This window comes from Hymenobacter sp. AT01-02 (assembly GCF_000961955.2).
In the GTDB taxonomy this organism is placed as follows: Bacteria; Bacteroidota; Bacteroidia; order Cytophagales; family Hymenobacteraceae; genus Hymenobacter; species Hymenobacter mucosus.
The window spans coordinates 1-518 of record NZ_JZIR02000265.1; the positions used below are offsets into that span (position 1 = coordinate 1).

The following is a 518-nucleotide window of genomic DNA, read 5'->3' on the forward strand; positions in this document are numbered from 1 at the left end:
GGCATGCCAGGTAGCCAGTATGCCTTCTTCGTTAAGAACGACAAAGGCAAAAAGCTTGGCAACGTTCGCTCTGTGTCTTTCTACATTGGTGAGAACGGCTTCCCCCGCGAGCCTTTCCGCGTGCGACTGTACAAGGCCGATGGCAACTACAACTCGCCCAACTCCGACTTGCTAACCGATAACATTGTGGTATCGGCCCCCAAAGGAGGTGAGTGGTACACCGTTGACTTAACGTCCTACAACATCACCGCCCCCGACGAAGGATTCTTTGTAGCCATGGAGTGGATTGTGAGTGGTGATAAGTTTTACACCACCAACTTCATGGACAACTACACGCCCTACGGCCAAATTCTACGCCCAACGTTTGAATTTAAGGAGAGCCGCACTTGGAACTATACTATTGGCCGCGGCTGGAGCCTCATTACTCTGGCAAACAATGGACAGCGTTATAATGCTATGATTCGGGCAGAAGTAGATATGATTAAAGATTAACTACCATACGGTTATACAAAAAGCCC

Annotated in this window: 1 protein-coding gene; it reads left to right on the top strand. The window is 49.2% G+C overall.

The genetic code is table 11. The features are described from left to right. A partial coding sequence (locus VI25_RS25550) for a hypothetical protein (RefSeq protein ID WP_045690809.1) occupies positions 1-492 on the top strand: 492 nt, incomplete at its 5' end. Positions 493-518 lie beyond the last annotated feature (26 nt).